The sequence below is a fragment of the Mesorhizobium sp. M0276 genome, assembly GCF_040321755.1.
GTDB lineage: Bacteria > Pseudomonadota > Alphaproteobacteria > Rhizobiales > Rhizobiaceae > Mesorhizobium.
Window position 1 is genome coordinate 35,985 of sequence record NZ_JAMYSC010000031.1, and the last position, 20,331, is coordinate 56,315.

17 protein-coding genes are annotated in these 20,331 nt (G+C 61.5%); 7 read left to right on the plus strand and 10 right to left on the minus strand.

Annotated elements, in window-relative coordinates; translation table 11 throughout:
• Window positions 1-126: 126 nt before the first annotated feature.
• Complete coding sequence (ileS, locus tag NKJ01_RS23110; RefSeq protein ID WP_352731242.1) at window positions 127-3,090, minus strand: isoleucine--tRNA ligase; 2,964 nt, start codon at window positions 3,088-3,090, stop codon at window positions 127-129.
• Window positions 3,091-3,572: 482 nt separating this feature from the next.
• On the opposite strand from ileS, the gene NKJ01_RS23115 reads away from it, so the two are divergent.
• On the plus strand, window positions 3,573-4,193 hold the full coding sequence (locus NKJ01_RS23115) for a hypothetical protein (RefSeq protein ID WP_352731244.1): 621 nt from the start codon (window positions 3,573-3,575) through the stop codon (window positions 4,191-4,193).
• 3 nt (window positions 4,194-4,196) lie between these two features.
• Here NKJ01_RS23115 and NKJ01_RS23120 read toward each other — a convergent pair whose 3' ends face one another.
• A complete protein-coding gene (locus tag NKJ01_RS23120) occupies window positions 4,197-5,003 on the minus strand; it encodes a MipA/OmpV family protein (protein WP_352731247.1) in 807 nt (268 codons plus the stop codon).
• A gap of 193 nt (window positions 5,004-5,196) precedes the next feature.
• On the opposite strand from NKJ01_RS23120, the gene NKJ01_RS23125 reads away from it, so the two are divergent.
• Window positions 5,197-5,751, plus strand: a complete 555-nt coding sequence (locus tag NKJ01_RS23125) for an HdeD family acid-resistance protein (RefSeq protein WP_352731249.1) — start codon at window positions 5,197-5,199, stop codon at window positions 5,749-5,751.
• Window positions 5,752-5,809: 58 nt separating this feature from the next.
• On the opposite strand, the gene NKJ01_RS23130 is transcribed toward NKJ01_RS23125, so the two are convergent.
• Window positions 5,810-6,790 carry a bifunctional riboflavin kinase/FAD synthetase gene (locus tag NKJ01_RS23130; RefSeq protein ID WP_352731252.1) on the minus strand — a complete coding sequence of 327 codons (981 nt, stop codon included), beginning with the start codon at window positions 6,788-6,790 and terminating at the stop codon, window positions 5,810-5,812.
• Between the two features lie 6 nt (window positions 6,791-6,796).
• Window positions 6,797-7,657: a TIGR01459 family HAD-type hydrolase gene (locus tag NKJ01_RS23135; protein WP_352731255.1), complete on the minus strand. Its 861-nt coding sequence runs from the start codon at window positions 7,655-7,657 to the stop codon at window positions 6,797-6,799.
• A gap of 319 nt (window positions 7,658-7,976) precedes the next feature.
• Here NKJ01_RS23135 and NKJ01_RS23140 point away from each other — a divergent pair, with 319 nt between their 5' ends.
• On the plus strand, window positions 7,977-9,212 hold the full coding sequence (locus tag NKJ01_RS23140; protein ID WP_352731258.1) for a TadE/TadG family type IV pilus assembly protein: 1,236 nt from the start codon (window positions 7,977-7,979) through the stop codon (window positions 9,210-9,212).
• Window positions 9,213-9,373: 161 nt separating this feature from the next.
• Complete coding sequence (locus NKJ01_RS23145) at window positions 9,374-10,006, plus strand: LysE family translocator (RefSeq protein WP_023762294.1); 633 nt, start codon at window positions 9,374-9,376, stop codon at window positions 10,004-10,006.
• A gap of 10 nt (window positions 10,007-10,016) precedes the next feature.
• Here NKJ01_RS23145 and NKJ01_RS23150 read toward each other — a convergent pair whose 3' ends face one another.
• Window positions 10,017-10,844, minus strand: a complete 828-nt coding sequence (locus NKJ01_RS23150) for a DUF2189 domain-containing protein (protein WP_352731261.1) — start codon at window positions 10,842-10,844, stop codon at window positions 10,017-10,019.
• A gap of 218 nt (window positions 10,845-11,062) precedes the next feature.
• Window positions 11,063-11,767, minus strand: coding sequence for a glutathione S-transferase family protein (locus NKJ01_RS23155; protein WP_352731263.1), 705 nt, complete (start codon window positions 11,765-11,767; stop codon window positions 11,063-11,065).
• Window positions 11,768-11,872: 105 nt separating this feature from the next.
• On the opposite strand from NKJ01_RS23155, the gene NKJ01_RS23160 reads away from it, so the two are divergent.
• Together NKJ01_RS23160 and NKJ01_RS23165 are read left to right on the plus strand one after the other, a co-directional pair.
• Window positions 11,873-12,229 carry a winged helix-turn-helix transcriptional regulator gene (locus NKJ01_RS23160; RefSeq protein WP_352731266.1) on the plus strand — a complete coding sequence of 119 codons (357 nt, stop codon included), beginning with the start codon at window positions 11,873-11,875 and terminating at the stop codon, window positions 12,227-12,229.
• 72 nt (window positions 12,230-12,301) lie between these two features.
• A complete protein-coding gene (locus NKJ01_RS23165) occupies window positions 12,302-12,817 on the plus strand; it encodes a CAP domain-containing protein (RefSeq protein ID WP_352731270.1) in 516 nt (171 codons plus the stop codon).
• 68 nt (window positions 12,818-12,885) lie between these two features.
• Here the strand turns inward: NKJ01_RS23165 and NKJ01_RS23170 are convergent, their stop codons facing one another.
• The 4 genes from NKJ01_RS23170 to NKJ01_RS23185 all read right to left on the minus strand — a co-directional run bounded on the left by NKJ01_RS23170 (window position 12,886) and on the right by NKJ01_RS23185 (window position 19,498).
• Complete coding sequence (locus NKJ01_RS23170) at window positions 12,886-15,606, minus strand: EAL domain-containing protein (RefSeq protein ID WP_352731272.1); 2,721 nt, start codon at window positions 15,604-15,606, stop codon at window positions 12,886-12,888.
• A gap of 395 nt (window positions 15,607-16,001) precedes the next feature.
• Window positions 16,002-17,534, minus strand: a complete 1,533-nt coding sequence (locus tag NKJ01_RS23175) for a DHA2 family efflux MFS transporter permease subunit (protein ID WP_352731274.1) — start codon at window positions 17,532-17,534, stop codon at window positions 16,002-16,004.
• Window positions 17,535-17,840: 306 nt separating this feature from the next.
• Window positions 17,841-19,022, minus strand: coding sequence for an HlyD family secretion protein (locus NKJ01_RS23180; protein ID WP_352731277.1), 1,182 nt, complete (start codon window positions 19,020-19,022; stop codon window positions 17,841-17,843).
• Window positions 19,019-19,498 (minus strand): MarR family winged helix-turn-helix transcriptional regulator, encoded by a 480-nt coding sequence (locus tag NKJ01_RS23185; RefSeq protein ID WP_352598952.1) that lies wholly within the window; start codon window positions 19,496-19,498, stop codon window positions 19,019-19,021. The genes NKJ01_RS23180 and NKJ01_RS23185 overlap by 4 nt, the downstream gene beginning before the upstream one ends.
• 215 nt (window positions 19,499-19,713) lie before the next feature.
• Between NKJ01_RS23185 and NKJ01_RS23190 the strand changes: the two genes are divergently transcribed.
• Complete coding sequence (locus tag NKJ01_RS23190) at window positions 19,714-20,322, plus strand: CDP-alcohol phosphatidyltransferase family protein (protein ID WP_352731279.1); 609 nt, start codon at window positions 19,714-19,716, stop codon at window positions 20,320-20,322.
• Window positions 20,323-20,331: the final 9 nt, after the last annotated feature.

Consider the following 20,331-nt stretch of genomic DNA (forward strand, 5'->3'; position numbering starts at 1 on the left):
CCGGCGACAATTTGTCTTCCGGAGTTTCGCGTGTTTACCTCAACCAGCCGTTAAGGGCAACGCGCGGGCGGTTTTCGTCCGCCCGGCGTGGCATTTGTGCACACATCAACCTGGCTGGCCGGCCTGTTAAAGCCGGCCAAGCGCCTTCAATTCGTGCAGCACCGCCGCATCGCGCGCCGAAACGTCGGGGAATTCCGGATCCTGACCGACATCTGCGGTGTAGCGCCAGGAGCGTGCGCATTTCACCAGGCTGCGATCCTCGGCCTTTTCGATCACCACGGCGACACCCCTGGCGTCGTCAAGCGTGAAGGCTCCCGCAGGCGCTTGCCCATGAGCGATTACCAGATCGCTGGTGATCGCCATCTCGGCCATGTCGACATCCGATATCGCCGCTTCGAGTGCCGCATCGTTGATGGTGACAACCGGCACCGCTTCCAGAGACGACCCAATCACCTTCTGGGCGCGCGCGATCTCCAGCGCGCCGGTGACGACGCGTCGCACCTGCCGCACCTTGCGCCACTTTTCGGCCAGCGCCTCGTTCTTCCAGTCCGCCGGGATTTGCGGGAACTGGTCGAGATGCAGCGAGACGGCATCCGGATGACGGTCAAGCCAGGCCTCTTCCATGGTGAAGGGCAGCATCGGCGCCAGCCATTTCGCCAGACAGTCGAAGAGATGGCGCACCACTTGCACCGAAGCCTTGCGCTTCACGCTCGACGGCGCGTCGCAGTAGAGCGCGTCCTTGCGGATGTCGAAGTAGAAGGCCGACAGTTCGACCACCATGAAATCGAGCAGTGCGCGGGTGATGCGCTTGAATTCGAAGGCGTCATAGCCCGCGCGCACGATCTCATCCAGCTCGGAGAGCCGGTGCAGCATCAGCCGCTCCAGCTCCGGCATTTTCTCCAGCGGCACCTCCGCGCCATCGTCATGGGCAAGTGTGCCCAGCATCCAGCGGATGGTGTTGCGCAGCTTGCGGTAGGCGTCGATGTTGGTCTGCAGCACATTCTTGCCGAGGCGCTGATCCTCCCAATAGTCCGTCGTCACCACCCACAAGCGCAGGATGTCGGCGCCCGACTGCTTGATGACGTCCTGCGGCACCACGGTGTTGCCAAGCGACTTGGACATCTTGCGGCCGTCCTCGTCCATGGTGAAGCCATGGGTGACGACGGTGTCGTAAGGCGCCCTGCCCGTGGTGCCGCAGCTTTCCAGCAGCGAGGAGTGGAACCAGCCGCGATGCTGGTCGGAGCCTTCGAGATAGACGTCGGCCGGCCATTTCAGATCCGGACGATCCTCCAGCGTGAACGCGTGGGTCGAGCCCGAATCGAACCAGACGTCCAGGATGTCCATCACCTGCATCCACCTGGAAGCATCGTGATTGCCGAGGAAGCGTTCCCTGGCGCCGGCGGCGAACCAGGCGTCGGCACCCTCCTTCTCGAATGCGTCCATGATGCGCTGGTTGACCGCCTCGTCCTTCAGCACATTGCCGTCGGCATCTGCGAAGACGGCGATCGGCACGCCCCAGGCGCGCTGGCGCGACAGCACCCAGTCGGGGCGCTCCTCGATCATTGCGCGGATGCGGTTCTGGCCGGCGGCGGGCACGAAACGGGTGTCGTCGATCGCTTTCAGCGCGCGGCTGCGCAGCGTCGAGCCGTCGCCGAGATCCTTGTCCATATAGACGAACCATTGCGGCGTGTTGCGGAAGATGATCGGCTTCTTCGACCGCCAGGAATGCGGGTAGGAGTGTTTCAGCCGGCCGCGCGCGAACAGCGCATTGCGCTTGATCAGCTCGTCGATGACGGCCTGGTTGGCATTGCCCTTCTTGCCGTTGTCGTCGATGACGCGCGCCGGTCCACCCTCGCGGTCCGGTCCGAAACCCGGCGCGTCCTTGGTGAAGAAGCCGCCGTCGTCGACGGTGAACGGGATGGCGCTGTCGATGCCGCGTGCGCGCAGATCCACCGCCGCATCCATCCAGGCGTCAAAGTCCTCGCGGCCGTGACCGGGAGCTGTGTGGACGAAGCCGGTGCCGGCGTCGTCGGTGACATGGTCGCCGACGAGCATCGGCACGGCAAATTCGTAGCCGCCGCTAAGCCCCTTGAACGGATGCGAAAGCGTAAGGCTTCCAAGCTCTTGCGCCGAAACACTGCGAAATCGATCCAGGGTGACCTTGGCCTTGGCCGAGGAGTCTTCGGCCAATGCATCGGCAAAAATCAGCTTTTCACCCGGCTGCGGGCCGAACGCGTTCTCGGCCGCCGTTACCTCGTAGAGGCCGTAGCTGATGCGCGGCGAATAGTTGACTGCCCGGTTGCCTGGGATCGTCCACGGCGTCGTCGTCCAGATGACGACATGGGCCTGCAGCAGATCGAGCGCTCCCTCCGTCAGTTTGGTCTCGCCCCCTTCGATTGGGCGGACGAGGCTGGCGACCGGAAACTTCACCCAGATCGTGTCGGACTCATAGTCCTGGTACTCGACCTCGGCTTCGGCCAGCGCCGTGCGTTCGACCACGCTCCACATCACGGGCTTCGAGCCGCGATAGAGCTGGCCCGACATGGCGAACTTCAACAGCTCGCCGGCGATGCGCGCCTCGGCATGGAATGCCATCGTCGTATAGGGATTCTTGAAGTCGCCGATGACGCCGAGCCGCTGGAACTCACCGCCCTGCACCGAAATCCAATGCGCGGCGAATTCACGGCATTCCTTGCGGAATTCGTTGACCGGCACCTCGTCCTTGTTCTTGCCCTTGGCGCGATACTGCTCCTCGATCTTCCATTCGATCGGCAGGCCGTGGCAATCCCAGCCGGGCACATAGTTCGAGTCATAGCCGCGCATCTGGAACGAGCGGGTGATGACGTCCTTGAGGATCTTGTTCAGCGCGTGGCCGATATGGATGTTGCCGTTGGCGTAGGGCGGGCCGTCATGCAGCACGTATTTCGTGCGGCCGGCCGCGCTCTCGCGCAGCTTGCGGTAGAGGTCCATATCCTGCCAGCGCTTGACCAGCAGCGGCTCCTTCTCCGGCAGGCCGGCGCGCATCGGGAAATCCGTTTGCGGCAGATAAAGCGTCTTGGAATAATCGATCGTTTCTTTGGTGTCGGTCATCGCTGCATCGGTCATTGGTCTGCCATGTGCATTTGCCCGGAGGCTAAGCAGCTCGGGCGTTGAACTTTACTTTTACGCATGTCGGTTGGAAAAAGCGCGAGGGCGCGCGCCAAGATTCCCGGCGGTTCCGGCGACCTTCAGGCCGCCCGGAACACCGGGCCGGTAATTCGTATCGCGATCGCGAAAAGGCGCGAAAAGCTGGTCATGGCTGGCTTTTAGCCGAAGCCAGGGCAGGAATAAAGCGCGGATTTCAGCGTCAGCCATCGTTTCCGGCTTTGTTAAAACGCGGAGGCTATCTTCGACTGGGGGTTGGTGTAGCGTATTCTGCATCAGGCAAGGCGAAGTGTTGGAGACCTCTGTGGTGAACCTATGAAGTTAGCACCGCGCAGAACCTACTGACGCGATTGGCCGCCTCTACGATAATTTGCGTAGCTCCTTCTTTCGCAGCCAACGCGTCGCAACTTATCCAGGTTGGCGATCTTGTGCTGCGCGTTCCGGACAGCGTGCGCGTGGTTTTCGACCCGGAAAACCCCGACCAAAAGCCGAGATTTGACTACAAGCAGTATTCTCCCCAGACGGCGGAACAGCCTCGTCAGGTCGACACAGTGTTTATCAAATTGGATGAACTATGGCCTATGGAGCAATGGAAACGAGGCGCTGTCCTGGCCATCGATGCCAACACACGGGCACCGAAGCTGGATCTCTTCTGCCGCAGCCCAAGCAGGGTGGGAGTTGGCCCGGACTCAAAAAAAGCCATAAGAAAAGATGGGCCGTTCTATGTTTACAAAGAGCCGCTTGCCGCAGGTGAAGTCTACATAAATGAGGGTGGCCTCACGATTTTCGGCGGGACCGCGACCAGTTGGGTCTACGAGGATCCTCTTGCAAAGATGATGCACCCAACCGAGGCAGAAAGCTATTTGTTCGGCCTAGCTCTTACGGATGTAACCAGCTTGTCGACGACGGTTGTGACCTACCAAGTCTCCGTGGAAGAAATGCCGCGCATGTTTGATACGCTGGAACGGCAGATCCGTTCCTGGCTTGTAGGACCCAATGCACAGAATTTCCTGTGGTACCATCAACGCCAAGGCGCTTGCGAGAACTGAGCGTTACATCGTGAAATCGAAGCGATAGGTAGTCGACACGCCGATCATGAACTGATTGCGGTCGCCGCGTTCCTTGACCAGGCTGGAATCGGCGGCCGGTCCCATCAGGCGCGAATATTCGCCAAACAGGCTGGCGGTCATCGGCTCGGTCACCTTCCAGGTTATGGCGCCGCCGAGGCCGGTCGATTTCAGGCCGCCACCAGGGTGATATTCGCTAAGGCCCGAGGCCACGGCTTCCTGCGCATTGACGCCATAATAGGCGTCGAAATAGTTGGCCGAGGCGAAAGAAACGCGCGGTCCGCCCGAAATCCTGAGGGTTGGCGTCACATCGTAGAAGGCGTCGGCAGCGATGTCGGCGACAAAGCCGTTGTGAGCGCGAATGCCGTGGCGAAGCTCGGCGCTGGCACGCAACCAATCGGTCGGATAAAATTCGAAGAAGCCGCCAACCTCGCCGCCCCAGCCCACCGGATCGAGGCCCTTCAGTTCATCGGCGTTGTCATCGTCACGGGAAAACAGGAACTTGCCGGTCAGGCCGGCACGGACACTGCCATCGTCGACCAGCGCCAGCGAGATGTTGTCGTTGCGCGAGGTGAAACGTGCCGCCGGTCCGGCCTTACCCAACGATATGATCGGAGAAGCGCTGAGCAGGTACTTCTTGCCGCCCTCGAAGTTCGGCGCCACCATGCCCGTGGCGCCAACTGTCAGATACCAGTCACCGGACAACCAGCTGCCCTCGCCCGCATTGGCAGCGCCCGCCCAACCGAGCAGCGCTGCGGCCAACACCAGAGAGATTTTTCCGACCGGACTCATGGCCACTCCACTAACACGACGCCCACGGCTACCGATGACAGCTTTGACGGCCGTTTGGTAAAATTTGATTTAAGCCCGAGACATCCGCACGCGGTTTGCGACGATCCCTCACTGCCGGCCATCGACTGGACGCTGACCGGCGCCAGGACTAACGTCCGGCAGCATCCCGCAGCCCTTGGTGGAGACCGCGACAATGACCCTGAATGGCGACGCCTTGAAAATCGCGATCGAACAGACCCGGACAAAATGGGGGTGGTTTGTCGCGCTCGGCGTGCTGCTGCTCATCTTCGGCGGCATTGCATTCGGCAATCTGTTCATCGCCACGGTGGCTTCGGTCTATGTCGTGGGATGGCTGATGCTGGTGGCGGGCGTCATCGAGATCGTGCATGCGTTCGGGGTCAAGACGTGGGGCCGCTTCTTCTACTGGCTGCTCAGCGGATTGCTCTATGCCGTCGCAGGCATCTTCGCTTTCAACAATCCGCTGCTTGCTTCAGCGGTGCTGACGTTCCTGCTGGCGATCGCGCTGGTCGCGTCAGGCGTGCTCAGGGCATGGGTCGGCTACAGCCACCGGCCGCAACGCGGCTGGGGCTGGGTCGTCGCGGCCGGTGTCATCAGTGCACTTGCCGGCCTGATCATCGCCATGGGCTGGCCGGTCAACAGCCTGTGGGTGCTCGGGCTCTTCCTGGCGATCGACCTGATCTTCCAAGGCTGGACCTTCATTGCCGTCGGTTTGGCGCTGAAAAGGTAGTGTCCCGTTTGCGCATGATCTGGTCCGAAAACCGGTTCCCACTTTTCGGGATCATGCTTCAAAAGGCTATGGCTGCGTCAAGGTCGGAGAGCGGTTTGACGCCGGCAAGCAGCGCGCGCGCCTCGGCTTCATCGCGCCTCATCTGCGCGACCAGCGCATCGAGCCCTTCGAACTTCACCTCGGGACGCAGGAAACCGAAGAAGGAAACCCGGCAGATCTCGCCATAGAGATCGCCGGAGAAATCAAAGACGAAGGTTTCCAGCAGCGGCGCACCATTGTCGTCGACCGTCGGGCGACGGCCGAAGCTGGCGACACCGTCGTGAAGCGTGCCGTTAGCGCGGCGAAAGCTGACGGCATAGATACCCTCCTTCAGGGCGGCTTCGGCCGACAGCCTCATATTCGCGGTCGGAAAGCCAAGTGTGCGGCCGAGTTGCTGGCCGCCGACCACCTCGCTTTCGACGGTGAAGCGATAGCCGAGCAGTCCGGCGGCCTCAGCCACCTCGCCCTCGCTCAGCAACCCGCGGATGCGGCTGGACGAGATCACCTCGGCGCCCTCGTCACGGAAGGCGTCGACGAGCGTGACGCCGAAGCCGTGACGCTCTCCGGCTGCCATCAGGTAGGCCGGACCGCCTTGACGATCCTTGCCGAAATGGAAATCGAACCCGGTCACTGAGTGGGTTATGCCAAGGTTCTTTTCCAGCACATCGGTCACGAATGCTTCTGCCGACAGCGAGGCGAAGTCGCGTGTGAACGGCTGTTCGACGAGCGCGGCAAAACCCAGCAGGGACAGGAGCCGCGCTTTCATCGGCGGCGGCGTCAGCACGAACAACGGTATATCGGGCCTGAAAATCTTGCGCGGATGCGGTTCAAATGTCAGCACCAGGGCCGGCACCCCGCGCCGCCCGGCTTCAGTCAATGCCCGCTCGAGCACCGCCTGATGGCCGCGATGGACGCCATCGAAATTGCCGATCGCCACCACGCCGCCGCGCAGGTCGGCGGGCAGCGGGGCGGTTGCGAGAATGTGTTGGAAAGCTGCCATAGTCACCTACCGCAGTCTGGGAATGACGGCCACCGGACGATATCCATGCTTTTCCAGGAAGGCCGCCAGCCTTGCCGGATCCGGTTGCAGTGCGTCGCCATAGTCGCGGGCATGGATACCGCCGGAGACATAGAGAACGTCGAAGCCATTGTCGGCGGCGCCCTTCACATCCGTCATCATTCCGTCGCCGATGGCCAGCACCTGGCCGCGCTCGACCGGCCGGCCGAGAAGCTCCACAACCTCCTTCATGGCGAGGTTGTAGATCGGCGCATAGGGTTTTCCGGCGATCAAAGTGCGGCCGCCGAGTTGGGCATAATCGCGTGCCAGCGCGCCGGCACACCAGATGAGGCGTTCGCCACGCTCGACCACGATGTCGGGATTTGCACAGATGAAGGGCAGGTTCCTGGCGCGCAGCCGCCGTAGAAGCTCGGTGTAATCCTCGGGCTTCTCAACCTCGTCATCGAATAGACCGGTGCAGACGACGCCGGACGCCTCGAATTCCTCGACAAGTTCGACGTCGAGACCTTCATAGAGGGTGAAGTCACGGTCAGCGCCGATATGGAAAATCTTGCGCGGGCCTTCGGCGATCAAATCCCGGGTCACGTCGCCCGACGTGACCACCCGGTCGTAGGCTGATAGTGGAACGCCGATCGCGTTCATCTGCGTCACGACATCGGCACTTCTGCGCGGCGAATTGGTGATCAGGACGACGGGGATTTCTACGTCTCGAGCCCTCGCAAGCGCCGAGGCCGCCACCGGGAAATGGCTCTCGCCATTGTGGACCACGCCCCAGACATCGCACAGGATTGCCGAATAGGTCTCCGACACGTCTTCGAGCGAGCCGATGATTTCAGGCGAATCCGCCATGCCATTTCCTTCAGTCATGATCACCACGAGCACCACGGCCGACGGTTCGCCGCAGCCGGTTCGGATTAGCCGAACCGCCCCGGCCTGTCACCCGCTTTCGGCGTGGTCGCGAGAGCGGTAGCGGATGCCTCGCACAAAGGAGCGCGGCGCCAATGTTTTCGCCGCTTCAGAGAGTTGTCACAGCGGCGCATTACTGCGCCGTCGGAGCCGGCATGGTTAACGAACCATCAATAAGCTGGCCGGCCTTTGAGGCATCCAGCAACATGAAATTTAGCATTTTGTCAGCATTGTCATGCCGAAAACTGGCTTCTGGGCAGGGATGCTGAAGGCGATGATCCTCAGATTCGCGCGCGACAGGCGCGGCAACTTTGCCTTGGCGACCGCCATAGCGATGCTGCCGATAATGGTCGGCGTGGCCGGCATCATGGATCTGGTGGGCACGAGCGACGACGCCGCGCAATTGCAGAACTCACTGGACGCGGCTGGGCTCGCCGTCGGCACGAAGTACTCGCCCGGCATGACGGCAGGTGATGTCCGGGCGCTCGGGCTGACATTTTTCTCGGCCAACATGAGCACCGCCGACCAGCAGGAATATTCGGGCAGCGTCTCCAACTTTTCGGCGGCAGCCAGCCGGGACGCGAGCGCCTACTACATTTCGGTTTCCTCCAGCATCAGCCGAGCAAGCTTTATCCGCGGCGCGCCGTCCTGGCCGGCTCACCGCTCCGCCTCGGTCAAACTGGAACCCGGCGCGCAAGCCTGCGTGCTGGCGCTCGATCCGCAGGCATCGGCCGCCGTGAGCCTGCAGGGCTCGACCAATGTCTCGATGACCAACTGCGTGATCGCGGCAAACTCCGATGCGTCCGATGCTGTGAACAGAGGCGGTTCCGCGCTGGTTTCAGCGGGCTGCGTCTCGACCGTCGGCGGCACTTCCGGCCTTTCGTTACCCAACGCCAATCTCACCTGTGGAACGCCGCTCGAACATCAATATGCGTCGTTTGATCCTTTGGCCGACGTCGTCCCTCCTCCCTTCACATTGTGTCTGCCGGTCCCGAACGGGAACGGCAAGACCTACAGGCTGTCACCCGGCACCTATTGCGACAAAACATTGTCGGGAAACATCACACTTGATCCGGGCGTCTACATCCTGCGCGGCACCGCCATCAAGCCCGGAGGCAACGGTAGCCTGACCGGCCAGGGCGTGACTATATTCCTCATGGAGGGCGCACAGATCTACATAAACGCCAATGAGCAGGTGAACCTTTCCCCGCCGACCAGCGGCCCCTACGCCGGCATCACCATTTTCGAGGATCGCGGGAACACGTCCGCCCTGACGCTGAATGGCGGCGCAAATTCCGTGATCAGCGGTTTCGTCTATGCGCCTGACGCTCCCATTTCCTACGCCGGCAACTCGGATATGAGCGGCCACGGCGACTGCCTGAGGCTTGTTGGCAAGACCGTGCAGATGACGGGAAACTCATCCGTCAGAACGGATTGCACGGCCGCTCTTGGAAATCGCGAGATGTATGCCAGCCGCCGTATTACTCTCGTGAAATGAGAGACGCCTCCGAACATTTGACCCACATCGTCGGCTGATCAGAGGCATCGGCAACCAACTGGCGCAACGGCTGGCGCAACCCTGCTCTTGCGCGCGCCTGCCGGGACAGGCACATCTCAACGGCTCGCGGGATCACGTACCCACGGCAGGGGAACGAACCGATGCCCGAAACCGCCAATCATCTCGCCTTCGCGCTGGTCTGCCTCGGCATGGTGCTGACGCCGGGCCCCAACATGATCTATCTGATCTCGCGTTCCCTGTCGCAAGGGCCGAAGGCCGGGCTGATCTCGCTCGGTGGCGTGGCGCTCGGCTTTCTCTTCTATGTGCTGGCGGCGGCCTTCGGCATCACCGCACTGCTGCTCGCCGTGCCCTATGCCTATGACGCGCTGCGTTTTGCCGGTGTGCTCTATCTCCTTTGGCTTGCCTGGCAGGCGGTGAAGCCGGGCGGGCGTTCGCCATTCCAGGTGCGCGAACTGCCAAGGGATAGGCCGCGCAAGCTGTTCGCGATGGGCCTGATGACCAACCTGCTCAACCCGAAGGTGGCCGTGCTGTATCTGTCGCTGCTGCCGCAGTTCATCAGCCCGGGCAAAGGCCATGTCCTGTCGCAGCTTCTGGTACTGGGCGCCACGCAGATCACGATCAGCCTCACCGTCAATGCCATCATCGCGGTGACCGCCGGTTCGATCGCCACCTTCCTCTCCGGACGGCCCTTGTGGCTGGTCATCCAGCGCTGGATGATGGGCACCGTGCTGGCGGCACTCGCACTGAAGATGGCAACCGACGCGCAGCGCTGAGAGCGCTTCGTTACATCGGCCGCCTTGTCTGCTCCGCCCGCTCCGGCTCGACCACCTTGCGGTAGAGGTGCCAGGTGGCATGACCAAGGATCGGCATGACTACGGCCAGTCCGGCGAACAGCGGGATGGAGCCGATCACCAGAAGCACGGCAACCGTCAAGCCCCACAGCGCCATCTGCAGCGGATTGGTCATGACCGCCCGCGCTGAGGTCTCGATGGCCGAAACGGCGCCGACATCGCGGTCGAGCAGCAGCGGGAAGGCAATCACGGTGGTGGCCAGCACGACCGCGGCGAAGACAAAACCCGCAGCATTGCCGGCAAGGATCAGCGTCCAGCCCTTGCTGGTCGTCAGCACCTCGCGGACGAAGCCGCCGATCGAGGACGGGGGCCGATCGCCGAACAGGCCAGTGTAGATCGACTGGGCGGTGTACAGCCACAATAGGAACAGCGCGACCAGCATCACCCCGATCACCACGATCGACGGAATCGCCGGCGAGCGGCGCACGTCAAGGGCATGCCACCAGGAGGTGTCCATGCCGAGCTCGCGCCGGCGGCTGATCTCGTAAAGGCCGATCGCGGCAAACGGCCCAACCAGCGCGAAACCCGACATCAGGGGGTAGATGAGCTGGATGGCATTGGCGCCAGACGACGTCCACCGCGTCAGGATCAGGCCGACTATGGGATAGATCAGGCACAGGAACACGTAATGCGATGGCTTTGCCCAGAAATCCTCGGCGCCGAGGCGCAGTGCATCCCAAAGGTCCGACGTGGTAATGCGCCGCACTGCTGGCTGCACGTGCATTCCACGTGCGTCCGCCATGACATGAAAGCCGGCCATAACCTTCCTCCCGTATGTCGGGGCGGTCACCGCCAGGATGGCCGCCCGGAGCTGCCACTTTTCGTTCAAGCGCTATTCTAGTCGATTTAGAGCCGCTTGTCGCCAAGTCCATGGATCGGGTTGGGTTGATTCCGGTTCTCTCCCCGGCTCGGTACCGGCATTGCAGTCGCGCGGCGCCAGGCATGGCGGCGCCGCGCGATTGAAATACCTGAAGCGCGTCAGGCAGCGAAGCGATCGATCACCTCGGCCAGCGGCACATGGCCAAGGCAGGCGCCCGAACCAGCAGGGCTTTCGCCATCCTCGACAGCCAGAGCATATCGAACCACCGGTTCGGCCTCGATGCGTCGGCGCAACCCGGCCAGCTTGGGATAGGCAGCGCCGTCGATCGCCTGGTGGAACTCCGCCCATCGGGCCACGCCAATCAGCGTGGTATCCGCCAGCGTCAGCCGATCGCCGACCAGAAAGTCCGTATCGGTGATCATCGCTTCAAGGCGGTCGTGGCGTTCTGTGACGGCCTTGCGGCCGAAGTCGCGCAAGGTCGCCTTGAGCGCCGGTTCATCCGCGGCCAGTTCCAATGCTACCCAGAGCGGGCTGAAAGCGGCGGTGAACCCGGTGTTCACGAAGGCCATCAACTGATGCATGCGGTCGGCCTGCGGCGTGCGCGGTTCGAAGCTGATGCGACGCTGCGTGTCGCGGGCTTCGAGCCACGCGGCGATGGCCATGGTCTCGGTCAGCACCGCGCCTTCGTCGGTGATCAAAACCGGTGTTTCCTGACGGCCGTTGATGCTGGCATAGGCATCGTTCTTCATCTCGGTGAGCATGTCGACGCGACACAGGCGATAGGATTGCCCGACGCGTTCAAAGGCAGCGACGAGCCCCATCGAGCTTCCCGCCGGGAAGCCATAAAGGAGGATAGGTTCCATTGTTTTCTTCCATGATTGAAGGGATCACGCCGCGCAGCGAAACTTGACCCTAAACGCTGGTCGCCCCATGTAAATTACGCACAATTCTGTAACCAGGGACCACCCATGAAAACCGTCGTCTCACGCTGCCCGATCGAAGAGACCATGCGCGTGCTCAGCGGCCGCTGGCCCACCTTGCTGCTCTATTATCTGAAGGACGGGACCAAGCGGTTCAGCGACCTGAGGCGCGACAACCCAACCGTCTCGCATCGCATCCTGGCGCTGGAACTGCGCAAGCTGGAGGACGCCGGTATCGTGCGGCGGACGGTGTATCCGGGCTATCCGTTGCGCGTCGATTACGATCTCACGGCGCCCGGCCGCAAGCTTGTGCCGCTGATCGATGCACTCGGCGCCTGGTGGGTGCATACGGAGAACGATCGGGTCGGCGGTTCCACGGAATCAAATCTCGATACCGCCGCCTAGGATCACCGATTCTACCGCGGTTTTCGCCGCCCTGCCCGGCAAAAGCCATGATCGCCACTATCTCAGGTGGGCATGACCGTTGCGAAAATCGAAAACCACTCGATCCCGAATCTGAACAGGCGCATGCTGCTGAAGGGCGTCGGCCTTGCAGCCTTGGCCGGGCTCGCCGCCTGCGGCACCGTTTCGCTGCCGGCCGGCGGAGGCGCCGGGGTTTCCTCATCCGCCACCGGCACGCTGGCCGGCATCCGCGCTTCGGCCGGACTCGCGGCGCTGGTCCCCGACCGGCAGCTCGAACAGGCCGCACTGCAGCAGGCCGGCTACATGGCGCAACGCCGTCGCATGAGCCACACCACCGGATGGGGCAAGGATTTTGCCTCGCGCGTCAAAGACAATGGCATTGCGGGTGCGGCCGCGGAGAACATCGCCGAGGGCCGTTTCGACCTGCAGAAGCTGTTCGATATCTGGGTGCATTCAGCCGGCCATCGCCGCAACATGCTAGACCCGCGCTTCACCCGTTTCGGCCTTGCCTATGCGCGCGATGGCAGCGACAGCAACCTCCGTTACTGGAGCCTCGTGCTCGGGAAATAGCAGCAGGCGTATCGCCGTCGGCCGCCGGCTTCTTCGTCAAGCTGCGCGGCGGACCAATGGCTGAGCCGTCAATCCTTGGGGTTGAGCAAGGTCTCGATGTCCCGTGCGGAGACCGGTTTGCTGAAGTGATATCCCTGCATTTCATCGCAATTGTTTTTGAGCAGGAAAGCCACTTGATCGTCGGTTTCGACGCCTTCGGCGATAACCCTCATGTTCAATTTTTGACCCAACGAAATCACGGCGCTCGCAACAGCCTGATCGTTTTCGTCATCGGCGACGTCGTTGATGAAAGATTTGTCGATCTTTAGCCGCGCAACTGGAAACGTCTTGAGTGCGCTGAGGCTGGAATAGCCCGTCCCGAAATCGTCGATCGAGATCTGAACGCCAAGATGTTGCAGTTCGTTCATCGTCGCGACGGCCAAATCTGTGTCCTGCATGATGAGGCTTTCGGTCAACTCCAGCTCCAGGTAGCTTGCCTCAAGGCCGCTCTCCTGGAGTGCATTGACGACACGTCCGATCAGGTTCTTTTCCCTGAATTGCCGAGCCGACACATTCACGCAAACCGTCATCGGCGGTAGACCCGCATCCTGCCAGGCTTTGTTCTGTCGACAGGCTTCGTGCAGGACCCAATCGCCGATCGGCACGATCAGACCTGTCTCCTCGGCCGCAGGAATGAAGCTGGTCGGCGCTACCAGGCCCAGTGTTGGGTGGTTCCAGCGTATCAACGCTTCCACCGCAAAGACACGCCCCGAGCGAAGATCAACTTGCGGCTGGTAGACCAGCGCGAATTCCGAGGCGGCCAAGGCGTTTCGCAATTCCTCTTGAAGCACGAATTTTTCATGAGCCCTTGAGTTGAATTCGGGAGCGTAGAACTGGAAATTGTCGCGGCCGAACTCTTTCGCGCGATACATGGCTGCATCGGCATTGGCCAGGAGTGTTTCCGGGCTCGCTCCATCCTTGGGATAGTTCGCGATGCCGATACTGGCGGTCGTTCGTAGCTGATGCTCTCCGAGATGAACCGGCTCCGCGATCGCGGCCCGGATCTTCTGCAAGCTCTGGGAGATGAGATCGACATCCGTGGGCTGGTCGAACAGGACGATCACAAATTCATCGCCGCCAAGTCGCACAACGGTGTCGGTCGCCCTTACGCATTCGACCATACGGCTGGCGACGGTCTTCACGAGCTCGTCTCCGGCATTGTGGCCGAGCGTATCGTTGACGAGCTTGAAATTGTCGAGATCGATGAACACCAGCGTCACCCAGCGATCGTATCGCTGCGCGTACAAGATGGCTTGAGAAAGCCGGTCCTCCAGCAAGGCGCGATTAGGAAGCCCGGTAAGCACGTCATGATTTGCCATGAAGTGGATTTGGTCTTCAGCCAGTTTGCGCTCGATCGCTATACCGGCGATGCGGGTCGTGAAATCAATCAGCCGGGTCTCGGCCTCGACCGGTTCACGCACCGTCATCGAATACATTGCAAAGACACCCAAAACCGCGCCCTGATGCGACAGGATCGGGGTCGACCAGCAAGAACGATATCCGTATACCGCCACCAGTTCGCGGTAATCCTCCCACAGCGGATCTTGTATGACGTCGGCGACAATGACTGGCTCCCGCCGATAGACGGCGGTCCCACAGGATCCGACCTTGGGACCGATGGCGATGCCATCGATGGCGTTCGTATAGCCTTTCACCAAGCTCGGCGCCGCACCGTGCCGCAAATGGCTGCCGTCCTTGTCGAGGAGCAAGACGGAACCGAATATGCCTGTCAGCTGGGATTCCACGAGACGCATGAGGCGGTCGAGCACGTCCTCGAGCGGAGCACTCATCGCGATCATTTCCAGGATTTGCGCTTGCCCGTCACGCAGGACGTCGGCTTGCTTGCGGGCAGTGATGTCGTGGGCGATGCCAATTAGACCGAATATCTCATTTTTAACATTGCGTAGCGGAACCTTCGTCGACGAGAACCACTTGCCGGCGCCGGACGCATCGACAACAAACTCCTCCTCGTAGATCATCGGCTGTCCGCTGGTGAGGACGTTCTGTTCGATCAGGCGAAATTTCTGCGCAAGTTCGGGAGCATGGAGATCAAAGTCGGTCAAGCCGATCATGTCGCTTGTCTTGTCCCGGCCATTGTCGGACGCAAGGGCCCTGTTGACCATCACGAAGCGGCTTTCGGTGTCCTTGACCCATAGATAGCCGGGCACCCAGTCGATCAGCGTTTGCAGCGAGATGCGTTCATCGACAATCTGGCGATTGGCCGCGAGTTCCGTAACGTCCGAATGCGTGGAAACCCAGCCGCCGTCGGGCATAGGTTGGTGGCAGACCTGAATTGTCCGGCCATCGGTGAGGTTGGCGGTCCAGATTCTTGAAGTGACACTCGAATTGACCGACCGGGCCAATGCTAGATAGGCGTCGGCAGCCATAGCGGATGTTCCGGCAGCGACGCGTCGCTCAACGATTTCACCCAGTGTCAGGCCCGGCTGCAATTGCTCCGGCGCAACGCGGTAGATCTCCGCATAGCGACGGTTGGACAAGATCAGACGTTCATCGGCGTCGAAAAAGCAAATGCCTTGCGATATGTTGTCGATCACCGTCTTGAAACGGAGCGCCTGGCCTTGGAGTTCGACGATCGTAGCTCGAAGCTCGTGCTCGAGGGTTTCGTAGGAAGCCGTGGCCAGTTTTGCCAGTGTGGCCAGACCGGTCGACTCGGGCACCTCGATGGCTAGCCTGGATGATTTCGTGACCAAACAGAGTTCCTCCGATTTGGCGCATGGCAGAAATATCACTCGCCTGGACGGAAAGTCCGCCTATAGTATTACGGACATACTAATGACAGATGAACCGGATCGAAATCGGCGCCGCGTAGCCTGAATACCTGGAGCCAAGGGCTGTCCTCGAACCCTCCATCTAGCTCCCGGACCCGGTATTCTTCAACATCAGGACGAACTTGGTCGACACCGCCCGGAGCGATCGCCACTGCGCCATCCGCTACTGGGATAGTTGAGAATGCAGGCTGCATATTCATAAATCTCCAGACTGGTTGCCATGGAGACTTACAACCTCAAGCGCAACGGCATCTAACGCATGTCGCTCAAAAAGTAGCCCCGGCTTGAGACAACGACATGCATAGAAACCAGACACCTAAAACGCGTCACATGAATCCGTTTCGACGCGATGCGCTTCAGTCCATATGCGCGGCTGGTGCGCCACCGGCCGGCGCCTGCCTTGGCTTGCGCAGCAGGAACACAAATGGGATGGCAAGCAGCGTCATCACCATGAGTATTTTGAAGTCGTTGACATAAGAGATCATCATCGCCTGAAGATTGACCACATGATCGACCTGCGAAAGCGCCATTGGATCGCCGCTTGCGGCCGCCGGAGAGGCGGCCCAGAGATTTGGGTTGAACGGGTTGATGAAGGCCGAAAGCTCGGTGTGATTGACCTGCGTGTTGCGCACCATCAGAACCGTCACCACCGACACGCCGATGGACGAGCCGAGATTGCGCACCAGGCTGAACAGAGCCGTGGCATCTGTGCGGAAGCGCACGTCAAGCGTGGCGAAGGCGACGGTCGACAGCGGCACGAACACCATTCCCATGCCCAGGCCCTGGATGACGCCGGAGCTGAGGATCAGCCAATTGTCCATCTGCGGCGTGAAGCTGGACATGGTGTAGAGCGACTGCGCGGTCAGCAGGAAGCCGATGACGACGAGGATCCTGGCGTCGATCCTGCTCATGAGCCGCCCGACGACCAGCATCGAAATCATCGTGCCGACACCGCGCGGCCCCAAGACGACACCGATGGTAACGGTCGGATAGCCGAAGATGGTCGACAGCATCGGCGGCAGCAGCGACATCGAGGCCAGGATGAGCACGCCCATGACGAAGATGAATGCCAGCCCGGTCACGAAATTGCGGTCGAGGAAGATCTTCGGGTCGATGAAAGGACGTTCCGCCGTCAACGTGTGGATGATGAACACCCAGAATCCGGTGATCGAAAGAGCAAGCTCGATCCAGATCTCGATCGAAGAAAACCAGTCGACCTCGCCGCCGCGGTCGAGCAGCAGCTGCAGCGCACCGACACCAAGCGATAACATGGCGAAGCCGAAGAAATCGAAGCTGCGCAACCGCCGGGCAACTGCCGGCAGATAGGCGGCCATGCCGAGAAAGGCGATGATGCCGACCGGTAAATTGATGAAGAACACCCAGCGCCAGTTGAAATTCTCGGTCAGCCAGCCGCCGAGCGTCGGGCCCAGGATTGGTCCCAGCATGATGCCGGCGCCCCAGATGGCCATTGCCTGGCCGTGGCGTTCCCTGGGGTTGATGTCGAGCAGGAAGGTTTGCGACAGTGGCACGATGGCGGCGCCGAACACGCCCTGCATCAGCCGGAAGAACACTATGCTCTCCAGGCTCCAGGCGATACCGCACAGCATCGAGAACACGGTGAAGCCGACAACCGCCCCAAGGAACAGTTCCTTGCGGCCGAATCGGTCGGCCAGCCAGCCGGTCACCGGCGTCATGATGGCGGCGGCGACGATGTAGGAGGTCAGCACCCAGTTGATGTTGTCGGGTGAGGCGCCGAGATCGCCGGTCATGGTCGGCAGCGCGACATTGGCGATCGTCGTGTCGAGCGCCTGCATGATCGTCGCCAGCATGAGCGCGACCGTGATCAGGCCGCGATGCGGCACTTCTTTGAAGGGTTCGGGCGTGCTCATCACGTGGAACTTCCAGCAGGTAACAAAAACGTGTACAACGGGTTTCCGGGCGGCAACGCCTTCCGTTGAGAGACCCTCATCGCGGTGGGACGCGATTGTCGATGTGGGGGTTACATCGACCGAGGGTCTCTGATGAGCGGATGCCTGCCGCCCGGAAACATGAGGACCGACGGGTCCGTGCCGAAGATTTCAGATTCCGGTTAAGCCGCGCGGCGGCTTCGCCCAGACGCTGATCCTTCCAACTCCTCCATCAGCCAATCTTGCTATTCGCTTCCACCCGCGGGTCCGCACGGGTGACTGCGGACTTTACTGCGCGGCCTCGCCAGCCGTGGCGTGACCGAAGATCGAGGGCAGTCCGCGCGCCACGCCGGTGTCGACGGTAACGGTGGCACTCATGCCGGTGCGCAACGCCATCTTGGCGTCGGCATCGGTCAGTTCGAGGCGCACCGGAATTCGTTGCGTGACCTTGACCCAGTTGCCGGTGGCATTCTGGGCCGGCAGCAGCGAGAATTCGGCTCCCGTGCCGGCGCCAATCGCCTTGACCGTCGCCTCGAAGGTGCGCCCCGGATAGGTGTCGACCACGATATCAGCCTTCTGCCCGGGCTTCATGTGGGTGAGCTGCGTTTCCTTGAAATTGGCGGCGATCCAGGTGTCGCCGGTCTCGACCAGCGAGAACAGCGGCGTGCCGGAACCGACATACTGGCCGACCTTGAATGAGGAAGCCTGGCTGATGACGCCGTCGGCCGGCGCCTTGACCGTGGTCTGCGCCAGGTCGTAGGCCGCCTTATCGCGTGCGGCGAGCGCGGCCATCACGGTCGGGTGCTTGTCGGTCTCGATGTCGGGATTGCCGCCAAGGGCTGCCTTGGCGCTGATGATGCCTTGCTCCGCAACGGCGAGCTGCTGCCTGGCCTTGTCGAGATCGTTCTTGGCTTCGTCCAGCGACGACTTGGCGTTGATGCCCTTCTGGGCAAGGTCGGCGGCGCGGTCGAACTGCGACTGGGCGAAAGCGACTTGACTGGTGTCGGACTTTTGCTGAGCCATCGACTGGCCATAAGCCGCGCGCAGCTGCTCGACATTGAGGCGCGCTCCCGCCACCGCTGCGTCGGCCTGAGCCAGCGCGATCCGGTAGGGCTCGGGGTCGATGGCAAACAGCACATCACCCTGCTTGACCAGCTGATTGTCGGCGATGTCGACCTGAACGATGCGGCCGGCCGTGTCGGACGCGATCGACACCTTGGCCTGCTGCAGATTGGCGTTCTCCGTCTCCTGGTAGCGGCCGCCGGTGACCCAGACATAGCCGCCGCCGACAGCGAGTGCTGCGGGCAGTGCGACCATCAGCAGAAAGCGACCCAGCCGGCGCTTTTTCTTCACAGGGGTCAGGGCAGGCTGCACCGGGGGAGCAACCGTAACCGGGGCCGCGGCCGGCTGTGCCGGCGCCTCCATTTCCAGTTCGGTCGCTTTCTCGTCTATCTTGGCTACCGCGTTCATGCTGCTGTGCCTTCTGTATTCTTTACTTTTTCAATGGACGGCGTCTCGTCGTCGGTCAGGTTCCGGACCATCGCTTCAAGGCCCTCGATGAGGACACGACGGGCTTCCGGCTTCACACCGACCAGCGATTCCTCATAGACTTCCCCGGCAATGCTCTTGATCACGGCGTAGGCTTCGCTCGCCTTGGGCGTCAGGAAGATCATGCGGACGCGGCGATCGGTGGCGTCGGGACGACGCTCGATCCAGCCGCCCTCCTCCATGCGATCGACCAAGCGAGAAACGCTGATCGGCTCGATTTCGAGAAGTTCGGCCAGCCGCGCCTGCGCGACGCCATCTTCCTTGGCAACGCGGACCAGAAGCCGCCATTGCGCCGAAGAAAGCCCCAAGCCACTGGCCCTCGCCTCGAAGCGCTTGCGCATCAAGCGCTGCACGTCGTGGATCAAGAAGCCCAGTCTGTCGATGCCATCGGAAACCATGAGCTGGATATATAATAAGCTTGCTTACTATTCAAGACGCTGCGTTGCATCAAAAGCTGGCAAATGTGCACGACAGCCATGCGATGTGGTCATGGTTAGCGATTGGTGAGCGCCTGGTCGCCATGCCGGTCGGCATAGCCGCTCCGCCACCTCATGCTGGTCGTGTCTGACATATTGTTGTACAGCCTTTGGTCAGGATCGGGGGATCAACGACAATGCCGACGCTTTACGCTCTCAAGCCGGCTTTCCAGGGACGACTGCGGCCGCTGGTCAATCGGCTGGCGGCGATCGGGGTTACCGCAAACAGCATAACCATCCTGGCGGCGTTGATGTCGATGGCTGCAGGGGCGGCCATAGCGGTTCTGCATGAATTGCGCTGGCTGATGTTGCTTGTCCCCGCGGTGATGTTCGTGCGCATGGCGCTGAATGCCGTGGACGGCATGCTGGCGCGGGAACATGCGCAGGCCTCGACGCTCGGCATGTATCTGAACGAGATTTGCGACGTCGTTTCGGACCTCGCGCTGACACTCCCTTTTGCTGTCTTTCCGGAATTTGGCGCATGGGCCGTCATCGCTTTCGCGATATCGGCTGTGCTGACTGAGTTCGCCGGCGTGCTCGGCATCGCTGCGAAGGTCGGACGAAACTATGCCGGGCCGTTCGGCAAGAGCGACAGGGCGCTGGCCCTGGGCGTGGTCGCCGTGCTGTCCGCGGCCGGGCTCTGGCCGGCATCCATCGCGCCATTTGTGTTTCCGGCCATGGCAACGCTTTCGCTGCTGACCGCCATCAACCGGATACGCGCCGGCCTTATTGGCAGCGCCAGCTGAGCACGAGGG

What these genes read in the sequence shown, in the direction of transcription:
- NKJ01_RS23190 (WP_352731279.1), top strand. Translation starts at nt 19,714, where the DNA reads ATGCCGACGCTTTACGCTCTCAAGCCGGCTTTCCAGGGACGACTGCGG.
- NKJ01_RS23180 (WP_352731277.1), bottom strand. Translation starts at nt 19,022, where the DNA reads ATGAACGCGGTAGCCAAGATAGACGAGAAAGCGACCGAACTGGAAATG.
- NKJ01_RS23145 (WP_023762294.1), top strand. Translation starts at nt 9,374, where the DNA reads ATGCCCGAAACCGCCAATCATCTCGCCTTCGCGCTGGTCTGCCTCGGC.
- NKJ01_RS23150 (WP_352731261.1), bottom strand. Translation starts at nt 10,844, where the DNA reads ATGGCCGGCTTTCATGTCATGGCGGACGCACGTGGAATGCACGTGCAG.
- NKJ01_RS23160 (WP_352731266.1), top strand. Translation starts at nt 11,873, where the DNA reads ATGAAAACCGTCGTCTCACGCTGCCCGATCGAAGAGACCATGCGCGTG.
- NKJ01_RS23155 (WP_352731263.1), bottom strand. Translation starts at nt 11,767, where the DNA reads ATGGAACCTATCCTCCTTTATGGCTTCCCGGCGGGAAGCTCGATGGGG.
- NKJ01_RS23120 (WP_352731247.1), bottom strand. Translation starts at nt 5,003, where the DNA reads ATGAGTCCGGTCGGAAAAATCTCTCTGGTGTTGGCCGCAGCGCTGCTC.
- NKJ01_RS23125 (WP_352731249.1), top strand. Translation starts at nt 5,197, where the DNA reads ATGACCCTGAATGGCGACGCCTTGAAAATCGCGATCGAACAGACCCGG.
- NKJ01_RS23135 (WP_352731255.1), bottom strand. Translation starts at nt 7,657, where the DNA reads ATGGCGGATTCGCCTGAAATCATCGGCTCGCTCGAAGACGTGTCGGAG.
- NKJ01_RS23140 (WP_352731258.1), top strand. Translation starts at nt 7,977, where the DNA reads ATGCTGAAGGCGATGATCCTCAGATTCGCGCGCGACAGGCGCGGCAAC.
- NKJ01_RS23185 (WP_352598952.1), bottom strand. Translation starts at nt 19,498, where the DNA reads ATGGTTTCCGATGGCATCGACAGACTGGGCTTCTTGATCCACGACGTG.
- NKJ01_RS23165 (WP_352731270.1), top strand. Translation starts at nt 12,302, where the DNA reads ATGACCGTTGCGAAAATCGAAAACCACTCGATCCCGAATCTGAACAGG.
- NKJ01_RS23175 (WP_352731274.1), bottom strand. Translation starts at nt 17,534, where the DNA reads ATGAGCACGCCCGAACCCTTCAAAGAAGTGCCGCATCGCGGCCTGATC.
- NKJ01_RS23130 (WP_352731252.1), bottom strand. Translation starts at nt 6,790, where the DNA reads ATGGCAGCTTTCCAACACATTCTCGCAACCGCCCCGCTGCCCGCCGAC.
- ileS (WP_352731242.1), bottom strand. Translation starts at nt 3,090, where the DNA reads ATGACCGACACCAAAGAAACGATCGATTATTCCAAGACGCTTTATCTG.